General features: G+C 69.2%; 14 protein-coding genes, 1 other RNA gene and 1 pseudogene. 2 read left to right on the top strand and 14 right to left on the bottom strand.

Features of this window, described 5'->3' with window-relative positions; all coding sequences use genetic code 11:
* Positions 1-36: 36 nt before the first annotated feature.
* The 14 genes and pseudogenes from ftsW to AC6R2M_RS12955 form a co-directional block, all read right to left on the bottom strand.
* On the bottom strand, positions 37-1,191 hold the full coding sequence (gene ftsW / locus AC6R2M_RS12890; RefSeq protein ID WP_500482752.1) for a putative lipid II flippase FtsW: 1,155 nt from the start codon (positions 1,189-1,191) through the stop codon (positions 37-39).
* Positions 1,192-1,194: 3 nt separating this feature from the next.
* Positions 1,195-2,589 (bottom strand): UDP-N-acetylmuramoyl-L-alanine--D-glutamate ligase, encoded by a 1,395-nt coding sequence (gene murD / locus AC6R2M_RS12895; RefSeq protein ID WP_500482754.1) that lies wholly within the window; start codon positions 2,587-2,589, stop codon positions 1,195-1,197.
* The gene (mraY, locus tag AC6R2M_RS12900; protein ID WP_500482756.1) at positions 2,586-3,668 is read right to left on the bottom strand and encodes a phospho-N-acetylmuramoyl-pentapeptide-transferase; all 1,083 of its coding nucleotides are present in this window, start codon (positions 3,666-3,668) and stop codon (positions 2,586-2,588) included. The genes murD and mraY overlap by 4 nt, the downstream gene beginning before the upstream one ends.
* A complete protein-coding gene (locus tag AC6R2M_RS12905) occupies positions 3,662-5,125 on the bottom strand; it encodes a UDP-N-acetylmuramoylalanyl-D-glutamyl-2,6-diaminopimelate--D-alanyl-D-alanine ligase (RefSeq protein ID WP_500482758.1) in 1,464 nt (487 codons plus the stop codon). Before AC6R2M_RS12905 ends, mraY begins: the two co-directional genes overlap by 7 nt.
* Positions 5,122-6,573: a UDP-N-acetylmuramoyl-L-alanyl-D-glutamate--2,6-diaminopimelate ligase gene (locus AC6R2M_RS12910; RefSeq protein WP_500482760.1), complete on the bottom strand. Its 1,452-nt coding sequence runs from the start codon at positions 6,571-6,573 to the stop codon at positions 5,122-5,124. Before AC6R2M_RS12910 ends, AC6R2M_RS12905 begins: the two co-directional genes overlap by 4 nt.
* Positions 6,574-6,739: 166 nt before the next feature.
* The gene (locus tag AC6R2M_RS12915) at positions 6,740-8,410 is read right to left on the bottom strand and encodes a peptidoglycan D,D-transpeptidase FtsI family protein (protein WP_500487590.1); all 1,671 of its coding nucleotides are present in this window, start codon (positions 8,408-8,410) and stop codon (positions 6,740-6,742) included.
* An 80-nt stretch (positions 8,411-8,490) separates the two neighbouring features.
* Positions 8,491-8,850, bottom strand: a complete 360-nt coding sequence (gene ftsL / locus AC6R2M_RS12920) for a cell division protein FtsL (protein ID WP_500482762.1) — start codon at positions 8,848-8,850, stop codon at positions 8,491-8,493.
* Positions 8,850-9,892, bottom strand: a pseudogene (gene rsmH / locus AC6R2M_RS12925) (16S rRNA (cytosine(1402)-N(4))-methyltransferase RsmH). The gene ftsL and the pseudogene rsmH overlap by 1 nt, the downstream one beginning before the upstream one ends.
* Positions 9,892-10,353, bottom strand: coding sequence for a division/cell wall cluster transcriptional repressor MraZ (gene mraZ, locus AC6R2M_RS12930; RefSeq protein ID WP_500482764.1), 462 nt, complete (start codon positions 10,351-10,353; stop codon positions 9,892-9,894). The pseudogene rsmH and the gene mraZ overlap by 1 nt, the downstream one beginning before the upstream one ends.
* 459 nt (positions 10,354-10,812) lie before the next feature.
* Positions 10,813-11,227: RNase P RNA component class A (rnpB, locus tag AC6R2M_RS12935), an RNA gene on the bottom strand.
* Between the two features lie 119 nt (positions 11,228-11,346).
* Positions 11,347-11,865 (bottom strand): lytic transglycosylase domain-containing protein, encoded by a 519-nt coding sequence (locus tag AC6R2M_RS12940; RefSeq protein ID WP_500482766.1) that lies wholly within the window; start codon positions 11,863-11,865, stop codon positions 11,347-11,349.
* A 198-nt stretch (positions 11,866-12,063) separates the two neighbouring features.
* Positions 12,064-12,789 carry a peptidoglycan recognition protein family protein gene (locus AC6R2M_RS12945; protein WP_500482768.1) on the bottom strand — a complete coding sequence of 242 codons (726 nt, stop codon included), beginning with the start codon at positions 12,787-12,789 and terminating at the stop codon, positions 12,064-12,066.
* Between the two features lie 32 nt (positions 12,790-12,821).
* The gene (locus AC6R2M_RS12950; RefSeq protein WP_500487591.1) at positions 12,822-13,484 is read right to left on the bottom strand and encodes a molecular chaperone DjiA; all 663 of its coding nucleotides are present in this window, start codon (positions 13,482-13,484) and stop codon (positions 12,822-12,824) included.
* Between the two features lie 220 nt (positions 13,485-13,704).
* Entirely contained in the window at positions 13,705-13,899 is a 195-nt protein-coding gene (locus tag AC6R2M_RS12955; RefSeq protein WP_500482770.1) for a hypothetical protein, read from the bottom strand.
* 261 nt (positions 13,900-14,160) lie between these two features.
* On the opposite strand from AC6R2M_RS12955, the gene AC6R2M_RS12960 reads away from it, so the two are divergent.
* Positions 14,161-14,958: a glycoside hydrolase family 25 protein gene (locus tag AC6R2M_RS12960; RefSeq protein ID WP_500482772.1), complete on the top strand. Its 798-nt coding sequence runs from the start codon at positions 14,161-14,163 to the stop codon at positions 14,956-14,958.
* A 79-nt stretch (positions 14,959-15,037) separates the two neighbouring features.
* Complete coding sequence (locus AC6R2M_RS12965; RefSeq protein ID WP_500482774.1) at positions 15,038-16,234, top strand: lytic murein transglycosylase; 1,197 nt, start codon at positions 15,038-15,040, stop codon at positions 16,232-16,234.
* Positions 16,235-16,327 lie beyond the last annotated feature (93 nt).

The raw sequence follows: 16,327 nt of genomic DNA on the forward strand, positions 1-16,327 counted from the left end.
CCACCCCGTCCATCGATTTCAGCGAACCGTCGGTCGTCAGACCGGCCGCATGGCCATGGAGCGCTCTATCAGCCGGTCGGTCAGCGAATGGTTGTCGGCGCGCGAGCGCGTCAGCGCCAGGACGAAGCCGGCCGAGATCGCGACCGCCATCATCGACGAGCCGCCATAGGACAGGAAGGGCAGCGTCATGCCCTTGGCCGGCATCAGCTGCAGGTTCACCGCCATGTTGATGATCGACTGCATGCCGAACAGCGTCACGAGGCCGGAGATCGCCAGCCGCGAGAAGACGTCGCGCTGCTGATAGGCGACGGAGAGGCCGCGGACCACGATGAAGCAGAAGACCGCCGCCAGCAGCATGCAGGTGATGATGCCGAACTCCTCGGCGATCACCGCGAAGGCGAAGTCGGTGTGGCTGTCGGGCAGGATGCGCTTCACGGTCCCCTCCCCCGGGCCCTGGCCGAACCAGCCGCCGCGCATGATGGCCTCGCGGGCCGTGTCGGTCTGGAAGGTGTCGCCCTCGCCGGTGAGGAAGCGGTCGAAGCGGGACGCGAAGTGCGGGAAGCTGAGATAGGCGGTGCCGAGGCCCGCCGCGCCGACGCCGCCGAGGACGACGACCCAGAGCCAGGGCATGCCGGCCATGAAGAACAGCGCGCCCCAGACGCCCGCCGTCAGCACCGTCTGGCCGAGGTCGGGCTGGGCGACCAGAAGCGCCGAGACGGTGAAGAGGAGGATCAGCGACAGGAAGTTGCCGGGGATTTCCGGCCGCCGGGCGCGCTCGGCCAGAAGCCAGGCGCAGACGACCACGAAGGCCGGCTTCATGAACTCGGAGGGCTGGACCGTGATCGGGCCGAACTCCATCCAGCGGCGCGCGCCCTTCACCTCCATGCCGAAGAACAGCGCCATGACCATGACGACGAGCGAGCCGCCGAGAAGGACGAGCGAGGCGCGGCGGATCATGTGCGGCGAGAGCAGCGAGACGCCGAGCATGATCGCGATCGAGGGTACGAGGAAGACCGCGTGCCGACGGGTGAAGTGGAACGGATCGAGCCCGATGCGCTCGGCGACCGGCGGGCTCGCGGCGAAGGAGAGCATCATGCCGGCGACGAGCAGGAGCAGAAAGGCCGCCAGGAACCAGCGGTCGACGCTGCGCCACCAGTCGGAGATCAGTCCGGGGCTCGCACGGCTCGTCATGGCTCAGACCTCACGCCGGAGGGTTATGCCGGGCAGACGCGAGACGGCCTGCCGGAACGCCTCTCCCCGGACCTCGAAATTGCGGAACTGGTCGAAACTCGCGCAGGCCGGAGAGAGGAGGACCACTTCGTCGCCCCCGCCGGCCTCGGCGTCGCGCGCCGCGTTGGCGACCGCGACGTCCAAGGTACCCGAGATTTCGTAAGGAATTCGTTCACCAAGAGTGGCCGCGAAGGTCGGGGCCGCCTCGCCGATCAGATAGGCCTTCTTCACATGGCCGAAGAGCGGGGCGAGGGACGCGATGCCGCCCTCCTTGGGCAGCCCGCCCGCGATCCAGCGGATGGAGGGGAAGCTCGCCAGCGCCGGGGCGGCGGCCTCCGCGTTGGTCGCCTTGGAATCGTTGACGAAGAGCGTCTCGCCCCGGCGGCCGACCTCCTCCATGCGGTGGACGAGGCCGGGGAAGCTCTTGAGGCCTGCCAGGATCTCGTCGTCGGAAAGGCCGCAGGCGGTCAGCGCTGCGACGGCGGCCGCCGCGTTCTGACCATTGTGGCGTCCGCGCAGCGAGCCGATGCCCGTCAGCGGGAAGGCCGCGTCCGGTTCGCTCTGGCCTCGGCGCAGCACCGCCTCGCCGTCGAAGAAGACGCCCGAGGTCAGGTGCCTCTCCTTGGAGATGCGGACGACGCGCCGTCCCTCGCTCTCGTGCCAGAGCGCGATCCGCTCGCAATGCTCGTCGTCCACGCCGATCACGGCGGTCTCGGCCTTTTCGACCAGCCGCGCCTTGATGGCGGCGTAGTTCTCCATCGTCCCGTGACGGTCGAGATGGTCGGGCGAAAGATTCAGGAGAATGCCCACGCTCGGTCGGATCGAGGGCGCCAGATCGATCTGGTAGGACGAGCATTCCACGACATGGAAGCGGTCCCTCGCCGGGGGATCGAGCGTCAGGACCGCGACGCCGATATTGCCGCCGAGCTGCGTGTCGCGGCCCGAATGACGCAGCACATGAGCGATCAGCGCGGTCGTCGTCGATTTGCCGTTGGTGCCGGTGATCCCGACGAAGGGAGCCTGCGGCTCTCTCGCCTCGCGCTCCAGCGCGAAAAGCTCGACATCCCCGATGACCGGCACGCCCGCCGCATTGGCGAGCTCGGCGGCCCAATGGGGCTTGGGATGGGTCAGCGGCACGCCGGGCGACAGGACGAGGGCGTCCACGCCCGACCAGTCGAGGCCGTGCAGATCGCCCGTCGGGATGCCCTCGCCCGCCGCCGCCTCGACGCTGGACGGATTGTCGTCGAAGGCCGTGAGGACCGCGCCGCCCTGAAGGAGCGCGTGGGCCGTCGCCCGGCCCGAGCCGCCGAGCCCGAAGAGCGCGACCTTGCGGCCGGCGAAGGCGCGCGCCGCGATCACCGGAGCTTCAGCGTCGAAAGGCCGAGGAAGGCCAGGAGCAGGGCGATGATCCAGAAGCGGACCACGACCTGGCTTTCGGTCCAGCCCAGCTTCTCGAAATGGTGGTGGATCGGCGCCATCAGGAAGACGCGCTTGCCGGTAAGCTTGAAGCTCGCGACCTGGATGATGACGGACAGGGCCTCGATGACGAAGAGGCCGCCGATGATGGCGAGCACGATCTCGTGCTTGGTGGCGACCGCGATGGCGCCGGTCATGCCGCCGAGCGCGAGCGAGCCCGTGTCGCCCATGAAGATCGCCGCCGGGGGCGCGTTGAACCAGAGGAAGCCGAGGCCCGCCCCGATCACCGCGCCGCACAGGACCGCCAGTTCGCCGGTCCCGACGACGTAGTGGATCTGCAGGTAGTTCGCGAAGTTCACGTTGCCGGAGAGGTAGGCGATGAGGCCGAAGGCCGCCGCCGCGATCATGATCGGCACGATGGCGAGACCGTCCAGCCCGTCCGTCAGGTTCACCGCGTTGCCCGCGCCCACCATCACGAAGGCCGCGAAGACGATGTAGAAGATGCCGAGGTCGAAGACGATCTGCTTGAAGAAGGGGAAGGTCAGCGTCGTGGCGAGATCGCCCGCCCCCGCATAGGCGATGAGCGCCGCCGCCACGCCCGCGATGGCGAATTCGAGCGCCAGCCGGGCCTTGCCGGAGAAGCCCTTGTGGCTCTGCTTCGTCACCTTCAGATAGTCGTCGTAGAAGCCGATCGCGCCGAAGCCGATCGTCACCATCAGCACCGCCCAGACATAGACGTTCGACAGGTCCGCCCAGAGGAAGGTGGAGCCGACGACGCCCGACAAGATCATCAGCCCGCCCATGGTCGGCGTGCCGGCCTTCTTGAAGTGGGTCTGCGGACCGTCGGCGCGGATCGGCTGGCCGCGCCCCTGGCGCAGTCGCAGATTGGTGATGATCGCAGGGCCGAACAGGAAGACCACGATGAAGGACGTGATCATCGCCGCGCCGGTGCGGAAGGTGATGTAGCGGAAGACGTTGAAGACCTGCGCGTCGCCGGCCAGGGCCGAAAGATAGCTCAGCACTTGGCCGCCCCCGATGCCATGTTCGCCGGCGCCGCGCCCTTCAGGGGTTTGGCGTCCGGTCCGGTAAGCCGCTCGACGAGCCGGCCGAGCCCGATGCCGAGCGAGGCCTTCACGACGACGACGTCGCCCGGGCGAAGATACTGCCGCAAACTTGCCTCGACCTCGTCGACGCCCTGGTGCCACTCGCAGTGGATCGAGCCGGGGAGCGCCGCCGACAGGGTGCGGATCTCCGGCCCGACGAGGAACACCGCGTCGGCGCGCGCCTCGGCCAGGGGCCGGGCCAGATCGCTGTGGAACTTGCGCGAATGCCCGCCGAGCTCCAGCATGTCGCCGAGCACCGCCACCCGCCGTCCGCTCCCGGCGGGCTTGGAAAGGCCGAGGCTTTCCAGCGCGGCACGCATCGAGGCGGGATTGGCGTTGTAGCTCTCGTCGATGAGGGTGATAGGCTCTCCGTCCGTCTCGATCGTGGCGCGCGCGCCGCGCCCCTTGCCCGTCGTCCATTCGGAGAGCGCGGTCGCGGCCTTCTCGACGTCGGCGCCCATGATCTCCGTCGCGGCCAGAACGGCGAGAACGTTCTGCGCGATGTGGCGGCCCGGCGCCTTGAGGTTCAGCTCGACATCGGTGCCCGAGACACGCGCCGTCATCGTCGAGCCGTCCGTGCCGCCGGAAAAGTTCAGAAGCCGCACGTCGGCGCCCGCCGCCTCGCCGAAGGTCGCCACCTTCGAGACCCCCGCCGCGCGCGCCATGCCGGCCAGCGCGTTGCCGTGCGGGTCGTCGGCATTGACGATGGCCGTGCCGCCGGGCTCGACGCCCTCGAAAATCTCGCCCTTGGCCTTAGCGATCTCGTCGAGGCCCGAGAAGAAGCCGAGATGGGCCGGCGCGATCAACGTCACGATGGCGGCATGCGGGCGAACGAGCTTCACCAGCGGCCGGATCTCGTTCGGATGGTTCATGCCGATCTCGAAGACGGCGTAGTCGGCGTCCTCGGGCAGGCGCGCCAGCGACAGCGGCACGCCCCAATGATTGTTGAAGGAGGCGGACGAGGCGTGGACCGTGCCGCTCGCGCCGAGCGCCACGCGCAGCGCCTCCTTGGTGGTCGTCTTGCCGACCGAGCCGGTGACGGCGACGATCTCGGCCCTGGATCGGGCGCGCGCCGCAGCTGCGAGCCGGCCGAGCCCTGCAAGGACGTCCTCCACCACGAGAACCGGCGCGGAGACCTTGCCGAGCGCCGGCAGCTTCTTCTGCGAGACCACGAGCACGCTCGCGCCGGCCGCCGCGGCGGCCGTCAGAAAGTTGTGGCCATCGAAGCGATCGCCCTTGATGGCGAAGAAGGCCTCGCCCGGCTTCAGCGTCCGGGTGTCGATCGACAGCCCGGTGATGGCGGAGGGCAGCTCGCCGATCGGGCGGCCCTTGAGAGCCTCCTGGAAGGCCTTGCCGGTCCAGAGCGGCGCACTCATCGTCCCGCCTCCGCGATGGCCGCCCGCACTTCCTCGTGGTCGCTGAACGGATAGGTCTTGTCGCCGATCGTCTGGCCGTTCTCGTGACCCTTGCCCGCGACGACGATCGTGTCGCCGGCCTGCGCGCGGGCGACGGCCTCGCGGATCGCCGCCCGGCGGTCGCCGATCTCCTCCAGCGCGGACGCCCCTTCCCTCACCTCGGCGCGGATCGCGGCCGGATCTTCGGAACGCGGATTATCGTCGGTCAGGATCGCGATGTCGGCAAGGCGCGCGGCGATCTCGCCCATGATCGGGCGCTTGCCCCGGTCACGATCGCCGCCGCAGCCGAAGACCGCGATGACGCGCCCGGTGGTGAAGGGTCGCACGGACGAGAGAACGTTCTCCAGCGCCTCCGGCTTGTGGGCGTAGTCGACGAAGACGGGCGCGCCCGCGGCGGTCGTCCCTGCGAGGTCGAGCCGGCCCGGCGCCCCCTGAAGGTGCTCCAGAGCGCCCAGCGCCTGCGCGACCGGAACGCCCGTCGCGATCGCGAGACCGGCGGCGACCAGCGCGTTCGACATCTGGAACTCGCCCGCCAGCGGCAGCACGATGCGGTGGATGCGGCCTTCGGCCTCGATCTCCGCCACCTGCCGGCGGCGCTCGTGCTCGAGGCGCTTGAGGCGCAACAGGTCGCCGCCGCGCCCGACGGTCAGCACGTCGGCGCCGGCATTCCTCGCCACGTCGATCGCGCGCGCCGACCAGGCGTCGTCGGCGAAGATCACGGCCGGGGCGCCCTTCGGCAGCAGCGTATCGAACAGGCGCATCTTGGCCGCGAAATAGTCCTCGACCGTCGGATGGTAGTCCATGTGATCGCGGCCGAGATTGATGAAGCCGGCCGCCGACAGCGTCACGCCGTCGAGGCGGCGCTGTTCCAGGCCGTGGCTCGAGGCTTCCATCGCGACGTCGCTGACGCCCTCGCGTCTCAGCCCGGCCATCAGCTCGGCGAGCGCGACCGGGTCCGGCGTCGTCAGCGAGCCGTATTCGTTGCGGGTCGGCGAGACGAGCCCGGTGGTCCCGACCGAGGCGGCCGCGCGTCCGGCGCTGGCCCAGACCTGCCGGGTGAAGGCGGCGATGGACGTCTTGCCGCTCGTGCCCGTCACCGCGACCACGCGTTCGGGCTGCGGGCCGTGGAACCGGGCGGCGACGAGCGCCAGCGCACGGCGCGGATCGGCGGCACGCAGGACGGGAAGGTTCGTCTCGATCGGCGTATCCAGGCCGGCGAGGACCGCCGCCGCCCCCTTCGCCTCGGCCTCTGCCACGAAGCGCGAGCCGTCGGTGCGGGTGCCGGACAGAGCTGCGAAGAGAAAGCCGGGCCCGACCTGCCGGGAGTCCGCCGTCAGCCCGGCGATCTCGGCATCTCGGGAGGTCTGCGCCTCCGCTCCGGTTCCTTGCGTCAGCTCTGCGAGTCTCATTCGCGCGTTCCATGAAACCGCGAGGGGTGGGCCGAGCGGCCCGCCATGCGTCTCGCATTGTGCGCTTCTAGTGCATCGCCGCGCACCGATGAAGCATCTCGTTCACCATCCAGCGTCGGTTGTGCCGGATGGACGCATCCGTGCCACAGAGCCTTGCCGGCGCCGGTCAGTAGGAGACCAGGAGAGACCGGCCCTGTTCGCCGAAATTGGGGCGGACGCCGAGGAAGGTCGCGGCGCGGCGCACCACGGCCGCCGTCGTCGGCGCCACATTCCAGCCGGCCGTCGCGAAGGGCTGGCCCTCGGCGCGCTGCGGCTCGTCGAGCGTGATCAGGACGATGTAGCGCGGCGCGGTCATCGGGAAGGCGCCGAGATAGGCGTTGAAGCGCTTGCCGCTCTGGTAGCGCCCGTTGACGACCTTCTCGGCCGTGCCGGTCTTGCCGCCCACGTCGTAGCCCGGAACGTTGGCCGAGCGGCCGGAGCCGATCTTGCCGTTCAGGTCGAACAGATAGCGCATCTGGCTGGAGGTGGATTCGGAGATGACCGGCACCTTCATCGCGTTCGCCTCGTCCTTCGTGCGCGGAAGGAAGGTCGGCGGAATGTAGTAGCCGCCGTTCATCAGCGCCGCCGCCGCCACCGCCGTCTGGAGCGGGGTGGTGGAGACGCCGTGGCCGAAGGAGATCGTGACCGAGTTGATCTTGCGCCATTCGCGCGGCTGCGTCGGCAGCGCCGTCTCGGGGATTTCCGTGCGCATGCGCGACAGAAGACCGAGCTTCTCCAGGAACGCCTTGTGCGCCTCGACGCCCACGAGGTCCGCCATGCGGGCGGTGCCGATGTTGGACGAGTGGGTGAAGACCTCGGGCAGCGTGAGGATGCGGTTCTGCCCGCGATAGTCGGAGATGGTGAAGCCGCCGATGCGGATGGAGCCGCGCGCGTCGAAGGTGCTCGACATGGTCGCGACGCCCGCGTCCAGCGCCATCGCGGCGGTGAAGGCCTTGAAGGTCGAGCCCATCTCGAAGGTGCCCGCCGACATGCGGTTCAGGTTTTCCTTCTTGAGCGCATCGACCGGATTGTTCGGGTCGTAGTCCGGCAGCGAGGCCATGGCGATGACCTCGCCCGTCTCGACGTCGAGGATGACGCCGCCGGCCGCGATCGCCTTGTAGCGCTCCATGGCGGCGACGAGCTCGTCGCGCAGGATGTGCTGGACGCGAAGGTCGATCGAGAGCGCGACCGGCGCGAGGTCGGCGCCCGTCGCCAGCCCCGCCGCCTGGATGGCGCGGTAGCCCGAATCGTCGACATACTTCTCCATGCCGGCGATGCCCTGGTTGTCGACATTGACGTGGCCGACGACGTGGGCTGCGGTGTTGCCGCCGGGGTAGAAGCGGCGCTTCTCGGTGCGGAAGCCGATGCCCGGAATGCCGAGCGAATGGATCTGCTGCATCTGGCGCGGCGATATCTCGCGGCGCAGCCAGGCGAAGCCCGCGTCGCTCGACAGCCGGGTGTGAACCACCTTCGGGTCGAGGTCGGGCAGCACGGACATCAGGAGTTCGGTCGCCTCGTCCGCATCGACGATGCGGCGCGGCTCGGCGAAGAGCGAGGCCGAGCGGATATCGGTCGCCAGCACTTCGCCGTTGCGGTCCACGAGATCGGGGCGCGAAGCCGGCCCCTGCGCCAGACCGCGATAGCCGGGCTCGGAATCGGGATGCGCGCCCCAGACGGCCAGCCGGCCGCCGATCACGGCATAGACGACGACGAAGAGCCCGATGGCGAGCGCGAAGCGCGGCCGGTCGCGCAGCGGCTCGAACCGCGCCCTGCGCCGCAGGGAGGACCCCTTCGGCATCGGGGCCGGCTGCGGCATCAGCGACGAGCGAAGCCGCGAGAGAAGCGTGCGGGCCGGGGCGAGGAGGGAGGCGGGGGCGATCATCGCACGACACCCGGGGTCTGAGCTGCGGCAAAGCCGCCCATCTCGCCGAGCGGGACGGGCTCGAGGCGCACGGGTTCGGCGGGGAGTTCGTCCGGGCTCACGATCTGGGCCGGCTCGAAGGGCTTGAGCGCCAGCTCGTCCTCGAAGGCGGTGGCCAGACGCTGCAGGCGGTAAGGCTGGTTCAGGAGACTCCAGTCGGCCTCCAGAAGCGAGATCGTGTCGCGCTCATGCGCGATCTGGCGCTCGACGGCGCGCAGCTGCGTCTCGATGATCTCCGCCTCGTGCTTGACGCTGAAGGTCCAGGCCGTCGCGCACAGCATCAAGGCGACCAGGACGATATCGACCGTCTTCAGCATCAGCGTTCCACTCCGGGCCGCGGCAGGGCCGCCAGGCGGGGAAGTCCCGTCAGGGTCTCCGCATCCTCGCGATCCTGCGCCGGCGCGTCGGTCCGAACCGCCGACCGCAGCTTCGCCGAGCGAGCGCGGGGATTGGCGGAGGCTTCCGTATCGCTTGCCGTCACGGCCTTGTTTCGTGCCGAGAAGCTTGCCGGAGCATGCTGAATATCCGGTAAATGCCGCGAGCCTCCGGGCGCGGCGGAGCGCTCGCGCACGAAGCGCTTGACGATGCGGTCCTCCAGCGAATGGAAGGTGACGACGACGAGCCGCCCGCCGGGTTTCAGGACCCGTTCGGCCGCCAGAAGCGCGCGCGCCAGCTCGCCGAGCTCGTCGTTGACGTAGATGCGCAGCGCCTGGAAGGTCCGGGTCGCGGGGTCGATCCTGTCGCCGGGCTTGCGTCCGACGACCTTTCCGACCAGCGAGGCAAGGTCGAGCGTCGTCTCGAAGGGCCGTTCCTCGCGGCGCTTCTCGATGGCGCGCGCGATCCGGCCCGCCTGCCGCTCCTCGCCGAGGAAGTTCAGGACCCGCGCGAGATCGCCTGCCTTCAGCGTGTTGACGACATCGGCCGCGGTCGGCCCCTCGGCGCCCATGCGCATGTCGAGCGGGCCGTCCTTCTGGAAGGAGAAGCCGCGCGCCGCCTCGTCGATCTGCATGGAGGAGACGCCGATATCGAGGACGACCCCGTCGACCTCGCCCCCGGCCTCCTCCCGCACGACGCGCTCCAGATCGCCGAACGTGGAGCGCACGAGCGTCAGACGCCCCTCGCTCGCCTCGACTATCGGGCCGGCCGCGTCGATCGCGGTGGGATCGCGGTCGATGCCGATCACCTTCGCGCCCGTCTTCAGGATCGCGGAGGAATACCCCCCGCCCCGAAGGTGCCGTCGACGACCGTCTCGCCCGGACGCGCCGCCAGTGCTTCCAACACCTCCGGCAGGAGCACCGGAATGTGGCGAACGGGTCCGCCACCGACCGGGGCGCCGCCGCCCCTGTCGTCGCCCGCCATCATTCCGGTGATCCCCGCCGAGGAGAGCCGCCCGCACGCAGGGCGAGAAGACGCTGACGCGCCTCCGCCCGATGCGCCTCGAATTGCGAGGGCTCCCAAAGCTGAAAGAAGTCGTTGCGGCCCACGAACACCACCTTGTCGGTGATGCCCGTGTGGGCGCGGATGAAGTCCGTGACCGAGATGCGCCCCTCCCCGTCGAACTTGAGGAAGGCCCCGTCGCCATAGGCGAAGAGCGACATGTCGGCGAAGGTCTCCCCGAAGGGGTCCTCCTGCGCCATCCGGCTTTCGTAGCGCTCCAGAAGATCCATCCCTCCGACGTCGATCGCCGGATGGCCGATCGACTGCAGCGCGTAGAGCTCCTTGAAGCCGCGCGCGGCCAGAACCTGGCGGAAGGTCGCAGGAACGGAGACGCGCCCCTTCGCGTCGATGGAGTTGATGGCGCTGGACAGAAAGCGATCCATCACTGGACCTCTCCGAACGACCGATATGCCTGTACGGCATCGCGCAAACCCCAACTCTCCCGGCCGAACGCGAACGATCGCGCAGGGACCTCGAGAGGTCTCCACGGTCCACCCGAAGGCGGTCTCGATAACGCTGCGCTGCTTCTCGGGGGCGGACCCGAACGGCCCGCCTGTCCTTGGAGCGAGGGCTATCATGGGCCTATATGGGGGTCAATGGGAACTCGCCCCACCAGCGGCCTTGAGGCGCTCGATGAGAACTGATCTAGAGGATCGAAATATCCAACCTTCTCAATGACTTGTCATGCAGGCTTGTCTCGCGCCCGGAGTGCCCCAAGCCAAGCCTGCGAGGCGCGGAAACGCAGTGAAAACAGTGCGATCGACGCAGGGGAAAGCGCGCCGTGGGAGCCGATCCCAGGACGTGTGAAAAAAGACTGAATTTTTTCGAGAATGGGGCGAGGAAATGTCAGCCGGCCTGTAAGCCGGGTTCTGTCCGACGGCCCTTGCGGGCCATCGTGGCGACCATTCCTCTGGGACGCGCCTTGCGACGCGCCTCGAGCAACCCACCCGAACGACGCACCCGGAGAAGGCTGGCGGTTTCCCGCCGTGTCGTTCCTATTCGGTCTTGCTCCCGGTGGGGTTTGCCGTGCCGCTTCCGTTGCCGGTCGCGCGGTGGGCTCTTACCCCACCGTTTCACCCTCACCCGCCGGTCGTCGCCTCGCATGCGATGCGGGACCTCGGGCGGTCTGTTCTCTGTGGCACTGTCCCTGGGGTCGCCCCCGCCGGGCGTTACCCGGCACCGTCTCTCCGTGGAGCCCGGACTTTCCTCTCCCGCCGCCTTTCGGCTTCTGACGGGAGCGGCCGCCCGGCCGGCTGACGGGGCGGACCTTTCTGCGCGAGCCGAGCCATTGTCAAGGACGAGGCTCGGACCGCGAGCAGGAAGGGGCCGGACGCGGCGGCGCAGCGGCCGCAGTTCGGCGGCGCGGCGCCTGTGCGTCAGAAGCTGGCCATGTGGACCTTCACCCGCTCGCAATAGCGGCGCGAGACCGGGTTGGAGCGCGTGGCGTAGTGGCCGGCATTGTACTTCAGGATCGTCCCGCAGGTCGTCCCGCCGCCGCGCGCCTTGGCGCCGGCCAGATACTTCATGCCGTAACGCAGATTCGTCGCCGGGTCGTAGAGGTCGCGGGTCGAGCCCCGGAAGCCCATGTCGCGCGCGGTGGCCGGCTTGATCTGCATCAGCCCCACCTCGCCGGCGCGGCCGGTGACGTTCGGACGGTAGCTCGATTCGATGAAGACGACGGCGTGCGCGAGGGCGATTGGAACGCCGGCGGCCTTCGCCTCGCGGGCAATCAGATCGGCGAAGGGCTGGTCGTCGAACGGGGTCGGTTCGGCTGTGTGCAGTTCGGCCTTCTCCGTCTCGTCGGTCGGAGCGGCCTTGGCTTGGGAAGCGAGAACGGGCGAAAGAAGGGCGAGCGAAATCGACGCGGCGATGGCCACGGCAGGCAGTCTGTTCATTTCAGTCCTCAGACGAAGGCGGCCTTCCCTTCCCCGGAAGCGAGCCGCCCGATGATCCTTGGCCCCCTCGAAGGCGACCTGCGACGGGGTGCGTTGTGCAGCGCAACCGGCGCCGGAATGTGGCCTGCCGTTCACGCAATGTTACGCTCTGTAACATTTCGCGTTGGAACCGCGCGGATTTGCGTTTGTTCTGGCTCGTTAATTCGCGCCCGATCCGAGCCGGTGCAGAAGGGCGTCAAGCGTCTTGCGCGTCGAGGCGTCAGCGATGCCGTCCACCCGTTCGCGACGATGGTGGCGCTGGAACGCGACCGTCGCGAGTCGCGTGGTCTCGTCGAACTTTCCGTCCGTCGGCACGTCGTAGCCGAACCGCCTCAGCGCGACCTGGAACGCCGCGATGTCCGGTCCCGCGTCCCCCGCCGTCAGACCGCGATCGTCCCCGATCGGAGCTGCCGGAACCCACAGCCCGACGCCGGCGCTGAAAAGTTGATCCCAGGGAAAGAGTTCGCCCGGATCCTCCTTGCGCGCCGGTGCGATGTCGGAATGCGCGAGCACCAGTTCCGGGCGGATCGACAGCCGGGAGACACAATCGCGGCACAATTTCACGACCGCCGCCATCTGGTGGGCCGGGAAGGGCCGATAGCCGTGGGCATGCCCGGGATTGACGATCTCGATCCCGATCGACCGCGAATTGACGTCGCCGCGCCCGTGCCACGAGCCCTGCCCGGCGTGCCAGGCGCGGCGCGCTTCGGGGACGAGCTGGAGAACCCGACCGTCCTCCTCGACGAAGTAGTGGCTCGAGACCTTCGCCTCGGGGTCGCGGAGCCGATCCAGCGCCGCCTGCCCGCTCGTCATGCCCGTATAGTGCAGAAGCAGAATGTCGGCCCGGTCCTGCCCGGCGCGCGCGTCGTGATTGGGAGACGCCATGAACGCGTCTGCGACAGGACTGTCCGGACGGCTCAATGGGCCGGGACCCGCGAGACGCTCGCAAAGGCGGCGTTGATCGCCTTCATCCGCTCGGTGGCGATCGCCAGGAACTCTTCCGGCACGCCGCGTGCCAGCAGCCGGTCGGGATGGTTCTCGCGCACGAGCTTCAGATAGCTCCGCCGGATGGTCTCGGGCGGGTCGTCGGGCTCGACGCCCAGAACCGCATAGGCGTCGCGAGCCTCGCCCTTCACGTGCCGCGCTTCGATCTGCGCGAAGGCGCTCGGCGAGAGCTCGAAGATCTCGCCGATCCGGCGCAGGAAGGCGAGTTCGCGCTCGTGAACGTGACCGTCCGCGCCCGCGATATGGAAGAGACCGTCCAGAACGTCCACGAGAATGCTCTGCTCGCCGTCCTCGGCCTCGCAGAGCGCGGCGATGCGGGACGCGTAGGCCTCGAAGCCCGCCGTATCCTGCGCGGCCAGATCGTAGAGGCGGAAGACGTTGCGGATCTCGTCCGGCGGGATCGCGAAGATGCGGCGGAAGGCGTCGATCTCGCGCTGGGAGACGACCCCGTCCGCCTTCGCCATCTTGGCCGAGAGGGCGATCATCGCGACGGAGAAGGCGACGCGCCTGCGCGTGGCCGCATCGCCCGCGCAATAGGAGCGCACGCCTTCGACGATCGCTTCGAGCGTTGCCATCCCGCGGGCGGCCAGGTCGCGCAGAAGCGCTCCGATCGTCGCCAGAACCGACATGTCGCACCCACCTGGAATGGCCTTCGCAGCGCTCGGCCGGCGGACCGGACGGGAGACCCGTGGTTCGACGCCGCCTCGTGCCGCCCGTCTAGCCTTAAATGGCGAGGGGTCCCGACGCAATTCGCGCCGGAACCCCTCGAACCGTCGTGCCTGTCGGCGGAGCGTATCAGCCGCCGGCGGGCGGCGTGGTGCCGGTTCCGCCTGTCGCGGGCGGCGTCGTACCGCCGGCCGGCGGCGTCGCGGGCTCGGTCGCGGCCGGGGGCGTGTCCGTGGCCGGCGCGGTGGTGTTGGCGGAATCGTCGCCGCAGGCGGCGAGGGTCATGAGGGCCGCCATGCCGACGGCGGTCGAAATCATCTTCATGTCACGTATCCTAAAGATGCGATGTGTGCCGTTAACGAGCGAGTTCGGATTCCGTTTCCTCGCAGGTCCCGTTCCCGCTTTCCCTTCGCTCCCGGTCTCGTCCCACCCTCGATCACGAGATCGTAGGCGGTGGCCTGCCTTCAGTTTCGGTTAAGCATTTGCAACGAGGGTCCGGCGCAATTTACGGATGCGAGACCGACGCCCATGCGGATGCTGCCTTTCAGACCGGGCTCCGAGCACGGCCCCGCCCGGCGAAGGGGCGTGAGGGGTCTGGCGCTCGCCCTCGGCCTCGCTCTTCTGGCCGGCTGCACCTCGGCCTCCATGGACATCCGCGATCTCGGCCTGACCGGCTCGACGACCTCGCAGTCCTTCTCGATGACCCCGATCCGGGGCGAGCGGCCGAGCGACTACGAGGTCCACGGCGTCGACGTTTCAAAGTACCAGGGCACGATCGACTGGAACGCCGCGCGCCAGGACGGCACCGCCTTCGCCTACATCAAGGCGACCGAGGGCGGCGACATGCTGGACGACCGGTTCCACGAGAACTGGCGCGGCGCGCGCGAGGCCGGCATTCCGCGCGGCGCCTATCACTTCTACTACTGGTGCCGGCCGGGCATCGAGCAGGCGCGCTGGTTCATCGAGAACGTGCCGCGCGACCCCTATGCGCTGCCGCCCGTGCTCGACATCGAATGGACGCCCTATTCGCCGACCTGCACGCGCGCCCCGCCGCGCGAGGAGATCGTGCGCGAGACGACGATCTTCATGGACGCGCTGGAGCGCCATTACGGCGTGCGCCCGATCATCTACGCGCCGATCGACATCCACCGCGAGCGTCTGGTCGGCACCTTCCCCAATCATCAGTTCTGGCTGCGCGGCGTGCGCGACCATCCCCGCAAGAACTACCCGACGCGCGACTTCACCTTCTGGCAGTACACGGAAAGCGCGACGGTCGCGGGCATCCGGGGGCCGGTGGACAGGAACGCCTTCGCGGGAACCGCGCGCGACTGGCGGCGCTGGCTCGACGCCCACCGTCCGGCGGTGCGCACGTCCCGACGCTGACATCCTCGAAAAGGCCATCATGCGCGGCGACAGACGCGCCGGGGAGACACTGTACGGAAATCGAAGGATTGAGACGCCGATGAACCGCGCCCGGACGCTTGGCCTGACCCTGACGCTGCTTCTGACCGGAACGGCGGGCTCTTACGCGCAAGGCGCGCAGTGCGGCGGCGACTTCGGCGCCTTCCTGCAGGGCGTTCGCCAGGAGGCGGTGGGCCAGGGCATGAACCCGGCGGCGGTCGACCGGGCGATCGCCACCATGCGCATCGACGAGCGCGTTCTCCAGCGCGACCGGGCCCAAGGCGTCTTCCAGCGTCCCTGGCTGGAGTTCATGGAGCGCATGATCACGCAGAACCGGCTCGACCGGGGACGCCAGGAGCTGCAGCGCAACGCCGCCCTGTTCCAGCGCATCGAAGCCGAGACCGGCGTTCCGGGTCCAGTGCTCGTCGCCTTCTGGGGTCTGGAGACCGACTTCGGCGGTTATCTCGGCGACTTCGAGACCCTGCCCGCGCTCGCCACCCTTTCGCACGACTGCCGGCGGCCGGAGCTGTTCCGCCCGCATCTCATGGCGGCGATCCAGATGGTGGACATGGGGCTGCTGGAGCCTTCGCAGATGCGCGGCGCCTGGGCGGGCGAGCTCGGCCAGACGCAGCTCCTGCCCGAAGACTACATCCGCTTCGGCACGGACGCCGACGGGAACGGGCGCATCGACCTCATCCGCGATTCGGCGGACGCGCTCTTCACCACCGCCAAGTTCATCCAGAACATGGGCTGGCGCAGAGGCGAGCCCTGGATCGAGGAGGTCCGCCTTCCGGCCGACTTCCCGCTGGAGCGCGCCAGCGTCTATTCGCGCGAGCCGCGCTCGGCCTTCGCCGCGCTCGGCGTGACCAAGGCGGACGGCTCCCCGCTGGAGACCGACGGCCTCCAGGCCTCGATCGTCATGCCGCAGGGCTTCGGCGGACCGACCTTCCTGACCTTCCCGAACTTCGACCTCTACATCGAGTGGAACAACTCGCTGGTCTACACGCTCTCGGCGGCCTATTTCGCGACCCGCCTCGACGGCGCGCCGCGCGTCTCGCCCGGCAATCCGCGTCCGGGCCTGAACGCCGAGCAGATGGTCCAGCTGCAGCGTCGCCTCCAGGCGCGCGGCCACGACGTCGGCCAGATCGACGGCATCCTCGGCCAGGGTACGCGCAATGCCGTGCGCGCCGAGCAGGTCCGCCTCGGCCTGCCCGCCGACGCCTGGCCGGACGCCCGTCTTCTCTCGGCGCTCAACTGAGCCGGACGCACCTTCCGAAGGGTCCCCGGCCGGCCTCTTCCGCTCACCCTCCGTCGTTCCCATCTCATGGCTGGGATGCACCGGACCCGGCGC

Source organism: Aureimonas sp. CAS (assembly GCF_059838215.1).

Excerpts from the sequence above, each read along its gene's own strand:
- ftsW (WP_500482752.1), bottom strand. The coding sequence starts at position 1,191 with ATGACGAGCCGTGCGAGCCCCGGACTGATCTCCGACTGGTGGCGCAGC.
- AC6R2M_RS12905 (WP_500482758.1), bottom strand. The coding sequence starts at position 5,125 with ATGAGTGCGCCGCTCTGGACCGGCAAGGCCTTCCAGGAGGCTCTCAAG.
- AC6R2M_RS12910 (WP_500482760.1), bottom strand. The coding sequence starts at position 6,573 with ATGAGACTCGCAGAGCTGACGCAAGGAACCGGAGCGGAGGCGCAGACC.
- AC6R2M_RS12915 (WP_500487590.1), bottom strand. The coding sequence starts at position 8,410 with ATGCCGAAGGGGTCCTCCCTGCGGCGCAGGGCGCGGTTCGAGCCGCTG.
- ftsL (WP_500482762.1), bottom strand. The coding sequence starts at position 8,850 with ATGCTGAAGACGGTCGATATCGTCCTGGTCGCCTTGATGCTGTGCGCG.
- mraZ (WP_500482764.1), bottom strand. The coding sequence starts at position 10,353 with ATGGATCGCTTTCTGTCCAGCGCCATCAACTCCATCGACGCGAAGGGG.
- AC6R2M_RS12940 (WP_500482766.1), bottom strand. The coding sequence starts at position 11,865 with ATGAACAGACTGCCTGCCGTGGCCATCGCCGCGTCGATTTCGCTCGCC.
- AC6R2M_RS12945 (WP_500482768.1), bottom strand. The coding sequence starts at position 12,789 with ATGGCGTCTCCCAATCACGACGCGCGCGCCGGGCAGGACCGGGCCGAC.
- AC6R2M_RS12950 (WP_500487591.1), bottom strand. The coding sequence starts at position 13,484 with ATGGCAACGCTCGAAGCGATCGTCGAAGGCGTGCGCTCCTATTGCGCG.
- AC6R2M_RS12955 (WP_500482770.1), bottom strand. The coding sequence starts at position 13,899 with ATGAAGATGATTTCGACCGCCGTCGGCATGGCGGCCCTCATGACCCTC.
- AC6R2M_RS12965 (WP_500482774.1), top strand. The coding sequence starts at position 15,038 with ATGAACCGCGCCCGGACGCTTGGCCTGACCCTGACGCTGCTTCTGACC.